This window comes from Streptomyces sp. UNOC14_S4 (assembly GCF_020740835.1).
Classification (GTDB): domain Bacteria; phylum Actinomycetota; class Actinomycetes; order Streptomycetales; family Streptomycetaceae; genus Streptomyces.
The window spans coordinates 1-5,152 of the sequence record NZ_JAINFC010000522.1 but is presented as its reverse complement, the minus strand read 5'-3'; the positions used below and the strand labels follow the sequence as shown (position 1 = coordinate 5,152).

The window sequence follows — 5,152 nt, the reverse complement described above, 5'->3', positions numbered from 1 at the left end:
GTCCAGGACGCGTGGCCCTCCAGGTCTCCGGTCATGTCGATGCGGAGGGTCCTGGCCTCGGGGTCGCGGTGGCCGCGGGCGGTCAGGACGAGGGTGAAGGGGAGGAAGGAGCGGAACCGGAGGGTGCCGGTGTCGGGGCCGGAGAGTTCCATGGAGCGCACCTGGGGCCACCAGACGGGATAGCTCTCGGGGCGCTCCAGGTGCGCGTAGAGGACGTCCGGGGAGACGGGGAAGGTCCACGTGGCGCGGAAGCGGTAGCGGTGGGGGTCGGCCAGCGCCGAGGGCAAGGGCATGGGGCCAGCGCACACCTCCCGGCCGCGGGAGCGCAGCGGAACGGGCGAAGACGCAGGAAAAACCGATGGTCCGCAAGGGTGAACCTTGCGGACCATCGGCCTTCACGTGTGGGCGATACTGGGATCGAACCAGTGACCTCTTCGGTGTGAACGAAGCGCTCTCCCGCTGAGCTAATCGCCCGGGCGCACCGCAAACATTACCGCATGTCAGAGGGTGTTCGGTACCGGCCGTCGCAGGGGCGGGCGGCGGGCTCGGCGGCGGCGCTTCCAGGGCATGGCCCTGCCACACCCGACGAGACGGACACCGATGGGCACCGCGGGCGACGGCACGGCACGCGACCACGCGACAGGGACGGCGAGGCACGCGCCGACGACGGCGAGGCCGACGGCGAAGGCCCCGGCCCGCCGCCCCGATGCACAGGGCGCGGGAGCGCCGGATGGAGCGTGGCGCGCGGGAGCCGCGGGCGGCGGCCGCGCCGAGGGTCGTTCGCCGGGGCCGCTCCCCGACCGCGGCCACTCCGGTCCCGGGAGGACCGCTCCCCGATGGCGGCCGCTCCGGTCCCGGCTCCGGCGGTGGTCGCGCCGGGCTGTCGCTCGTCACTCTCCGCATTCATACTCCTCGGCGCACCGGATCGAACCGCAACTCACCGGAATGGCCGTATTCGCTGGGGAAGTGCTGCGCCGTCCGAGGTATCCGAACAGTCTCAAAACGGTCAGAGGGGTTTACAACGGCACCGTAGGTGGCATGTCGATTTCGCCGACGTGCGAATCCCCGAGCGCACACTGAGCGAAAGGCCCTGGCGCTTATGAACACCACGGTCAGCTGCGAGCTGCACCTGCGCCTCGTCGTGTCGAGCGAATCCTCACTGCCTGTGCCCGCAGGTCTGCGGTACGACACGGCCGATCCGTATGCCGTGCACGCCACCTTCCACACCGGAGCCGAAGAGACGGTCGAGTGGGTCTTCGCCAGAGATCTGCTCGCCGAGGGCCTGCACCGGCCCACCGGCACCGGAGACGTCCGTGTCTGGCCGTCCCGCAGCCACGGTCAGGGCGTCGTGTGCATCGCGCTGAGCTCCCCGGAGGGCGAGGCCCTGCTGGAGGCCCCGGCGCGGGCCCTGGAGTCGTTCCTGAAGCGGACCGACGCCGCGGTGCCGCCGGGCACCGAACACCGTCACTTCGACCTGGACACGGAGCTCTCCCACATCCTCGCGGAGAGCTGACGCACGGGCCGGGGCTGACATCGGGCGCGCCCGCCCACTCGGGGGGTCGGGTGCGCGTCGTCCCGCAGAGGGCTGGCCGTACGGCGCCGTCACCGCGGATCCACCGCGGGTGACGGCGCCGTCGTGTTGCGGAGCCGCTAGAGTCGTGGTCCCGATCGAACAAATGCCGCCCCACCCCCGTCGGCCAGGGAGCGAACGAACCGTGCTGATCAACCACGACACCCGGTGCGCGCTCGACGCCGTGGTGGACCTCGTGAACACCTCGGCCGTGGGCCCCGAGGGCGGTCCCGGCGACACCCTCACGGACCTCGCCGCGGTGCGGGCGTTCGTCGGGCGTCATGACGTCAGCGGGGTCGGCGTCCTCGGGGAAGCGGATCTCGTGGCCGTGCGGGCGGTGCGGGAGCGGTTCGCGCAGGCGTTCTCGGCCGGGGACGCGACCGAGCTCGCGGAGTTGCTGAACGCGCTGGTGGCGGAGGCGGGGACCACGCCCAGGCTGACCGATCACGACGGCTACGACTGGCATGTGCACTACTTCGCGCCGGGGGCGTCCGTCGCCGAGCACCTCGCGGCGGACGGCGGCATGGCGCTGGCCTTCCTCGTGGTCGCGGGCGAGCGGGAGCGGCTGCGGCGCTGCGAGGCGCCGGACTGCGGCCGGGCCTTCGTGGATCTCTCCCGCAACCGCTCACGGCGCTACTGCGACGGCCGCACCTGCGGCAACCGGCTCCACGTGGCCGCGTACCGGGCGCGCCGCAAGGAAGCCGCGAGCTGACGGCGCGCGGCTCGCGGAAAAGGGCCGACGGGGCGTCAGGAACAACGCCCCCGGAATATCCGGGGAATATCCGGGAAACACGGGCGATGAGCACCCGGCATTGCGCGGCGCCCCCGGGAATCGGGCCTCTTCGGGCAGCGGATTTCTGACGCTCCGGCAGCGGTGCGGGCGCCCCCGCCGTTTCGCGGGATTGCGAGGAATACCGCCGTGCCGGAGCTCGCTAAATTCCGTGCTTTTTGAGGATGGCCTCGATGTCGGAGAAGTCTTCGGCGCCGCCCGATTTCTTGCCCTTGGCCTGGGCGCGGGGTATGTCACGGCCCGAGGTCAGTGACGGAGAGGAAGCACCCGGGGCCATGGCTTCACGGCCGGCAGCCGCCTCGGCGGCCTTGCGCTCCTTGCGGCTCGGCTTCCCGCCGCGCCGCTCCACCGCTCTCGTCACCATGAAGAGCAGTGCCGAGAGCGCCAGCACGCCGAAGCCCAGCCACACGCCGGGGTTGAAGACCAGGCCGGTGAGCCAGCGGAGGATGCCGGTCATGGCCAGGCCGACCGGGACGAGGGCATAGGCCGTGATCCGGGCGGCGGCGAGGAAGCGCTTGCGCCAGGCCGTCAGCGCGGCGATGCCCAGACCGGCCGCGGACGCGGCCGTGGCAATCATCGTCGAGGCCAGCATGCTGCTCCTCCTGCTCCTGCTGCGAGTACTTCCGGGCGCGCCGCACGAGGGCTTCCCAGGCGGGCTTCCCCGGGCGGGCGTCTCCTTCCATCCTGCACCGGTCCGCACCGCACTGGCCACGGTCGGCCGGGAGGCTCCGGGAGATCTCGGGGTCATCTCGGGGGCGCGCTCCTCCCCAGGGCTGACCCGGCTGGAAGACTGGCCCCATGAGCGACACCACTACCGGCACCACCACGCGTGCCACTCTCGACGTCTGGTGCGAGCTGCAGTGCCCGGACTGCCGCACCGCCTTCACCGACCTGCACGCCCTGCGCGACCACTACGGGGACCGGCTGGAGATCCGGCTGCGGCACTTCCCGCTGGAGCGGCACAAGCACGCGTACGCGGCCGCGCAGGCCGCCGAGGAGGCCGCCGAGCAGGGGCGGGGCTGGCCGTACGCCGAGGCGGTGCTGGCCCGGGTCGAGGAGCTGGCCGACCGCGGCGAGGAGGTGCTCGTCGACGTGGCCCGCTCCCTGGGGCTGGACGCGGACGAGGTGGACACGGCGCTGATCGACGGGCGGCACCTGCTGGTCGTCGACGCCGACCACGCCGAGGGCAGGGCCATCGGCGTGGTCGGTACGCCCACGTACGTGATCGGTGGGGAGCTGTTGGACGCCTCGCAGAACCAGGAGGGGGTGCGGGAGCGCATTGCCGAGATCGCGGATCGGTTGTTGGGCGCCTGATCCTCGCGGGGCGGGTGTGCCTACTGGGGTGCCACTTGCGCTCCGCTCGCGGCTGCGGGTTGCGTGGGGCTGGGCGCGCCGTTCCCCGCGCCCCTATGGGGCGCGTTACAGCAACGGCTTGTACAGGTGGAATGCCGTAGAGCGGTAGCCCAGGGACTCGTACAGGGTCAGGGCGGGCGTGTTGCCCGCGAAGACGTTCAGGCCGAGCGTGGTGGCGCCGCCCTCCAAGGCCTCCGTTTCGGCCAGCAGCATCAGTGAGCGGCCGTGGCCCCGGCCGCGGTGCTCCTCGGCGACCTCGACTTTGTAGACGTACGCGCCGGGCTCGTCGAGGTCGTCGGGGCCGTCCGGGCACAGGGCCACCCACAGGGTGCCGACGCGGGCGCCGTGGTGGGTGAGGACCCGCAGGACCGTGCCGGGGGTGGCGGATCCCTCGGGGAGGAGCCGACGGTGGTCGGCCGCGGCCTTGGCGTGGGCCTGCTCCGCGGGCACGCCCCGGTCGATCCAGCTCCGGGCGTAGTCGGCCCGCCCCTGCTCCTCCCAGACGGCGAACTCCTCGTCCGTCATCGGCCGCCCCTCCGTGCCCTCCGGCAGCCGGGCGGCGGCGGTGAGGGGCTTGGCCATGCTGCGGTTGCGCTCGACGTAGCCGAGGGCGCCCGCGAGGCCCAGGGCCACGTCCGCCTCCGCGTCGACGGAGATCTCGACGCGGTCGCACCCCCAGCCGCGCAGCACTTCCTCAGCGGCGAGTGCCGCGACCGTGCCGCGGCCGCGGTGGCGGTCGCGTTCGCCGATCGCGAGCCGGAGTATCCGGCCGGCCCCGGGGCCGAACCGGTCGTCGGTGGTCAGGTCGATCCTGCCGACCGGTCTGCTGTTGACGCAGACGTCGTACGAGCGGGACCGGCCGCCGCCGGCCGTGCGCTGTTCGGGTGCGGTGGGGCGCAGGGTGGTGGTCACGCCTGTTTTGTACCTGCCCCGCGCCCGTACGTCACGGGCTTTACGGATCGATGTCCGCCGCCGCGCGCTCCTGGAAGATCTTCGCGACCTCGGCGGTGACGGGGCCGGGGGCCGTGGGCAGCGTACGGCCGTCGACCGCGCCGACCGCCTGGACGTCGCGGAGGGTGGAGGTCAGGAAGATCTCGTCGGCGCGGTCCAGGACGTCGGCGGGCAGGGTGGTCTCGCGGGCGCCGGTCCACTCCACGACGAGGGCGCGGGTGATGCCCGCGAGGCAGCCGGAGGCGAGCGGCGGGGTGTGCAGCTCGCCGTCGAGGACGACGAAGACGTTGGAGCCGGTGCCCTCGCAGAGCTCGCCCACGGTGTTGGCGAAGAGTGCCTCGGTGGCGCCCCGGTCCGCGGCGCGGGCGAGGGCGACGACGTTCTCGGCGTACGAGGTGGACTTCAGCCCGGCGAGCGCGCTGCGCTCGTTGCGGGTCCAGGGGACGGTGATGACACTGGTGGTGTCGGACAGCCTGCGCGTCTCGCCG

The 5,152-nt window shown here is 72.8% G+C and carries 7 protein-coding genes and 1 tRNA gene; 3 read left to right on the top strand and 5 right to left on the bottom strand.

The window, feature by feature from the left end:
- Together K6I34_RS31150 and K6I34_RS31145 are read right to left on the bottom strand one after the other, a co-directional pair.
- The coding region (locus K6I34_RS31150; protein ID WP_275127193.1) for an SRPBCC family protein at nucleotides 1-293 on the bottom strand (293 nt) is incomplete at its 3' end.
- Nucleotides 294-402: 109 nt separating this feature from the next.
- Nucleotides 403-474: transfer RNA gene (locus K6I34_RS31145), tRNA-Val, on the bottom strand.
- Nucleotides 475-1,099: 625 nt separating this feature from the next.
- Between K6I34_RS31145 and K6I34_RS31140 the strand changes: the two genes are divergently transcribed.
- Nucleotides 1,100-1,513 (top strand): SsgA family sporulation/cell division regulator, encoded by a 414-nt coding sequence (locus tag K6I34_RS31140; RefSeq protein ID WP_003959770.1) that lies wholly within the window; start codon nucleotides 1,100-1,102, stop codon nucleotides 1,511-1,513.
- Between the two features lie 202 nt (nucleotides 1,514-1,715).
- Entirely contained in the window at nucleotides 1,716-2,282 is a 567-nt protein-coding gene (locus tag K6I34_RS31135) for a CGNR zinc finger domain-containing protein (protein ID WP_229331180.1), read from the top strand.
- 220 nt (nucleotides 2,283-2,502) lie between these two features.
- Here the strand turns inward: K6I34_RS31135 and K6I34_RS31130 are convergent, their stop codons facing one another.
- Complete coding sequence (locus K6I34_RS31130) at nucleotides 2,503-2,952, bottom strand: hypothetical protein (protein WP_229331178.1); 450 nt, start codon at nucleotides 2,950-2,952, stop codon at nucleotides 2,503-2,505.
- Nucleotides 2,953-3,158: 206 nt separating this feature from the next.
- On the opposite strand from K6I34_RS31130, the gene K6I34_RS31125 reads away from it, so the two are divergent.
- A complete protein-coding gene (locus K6I34_RS31125; protein ID WP_229331176.1) occupies nucleotides 3,159-3,674 on the top strand; it encodes a DsbA family protein in 516 nt (171 codons plus the stop codon).
- Between the two features lie 105 nt (nucleotides 3,675-3,779).
- Here the strand turns inward: K6I34_RS31125 and K6I34_RS31120 are convergent, their stop codons facing one another.
- Nucleotides 3,780-4,625 carry a GNAT family N-acetyltransferase gene (locus K6I34_RS31120; RefSeq protein WP_229331174.1) on the bottom strand — a complete coding sequence of 282 codons (846 nt, stop codon included), beginning with the start codon at nucleotides 4,623-4,625 and terminating at the stop codon, nucleotides 3,780-3,782.
- Between the two features lie 40 nt (nucleotides 4,626-4,665).
- On the bottom strand, nucleotides 4,666-5,152 hold a 487-nt coding region (locus tag K6I34_RS31115), incomplete at its 5' end, for an aminotransferase class IV (RefSeq protein ID WP_229331172.1).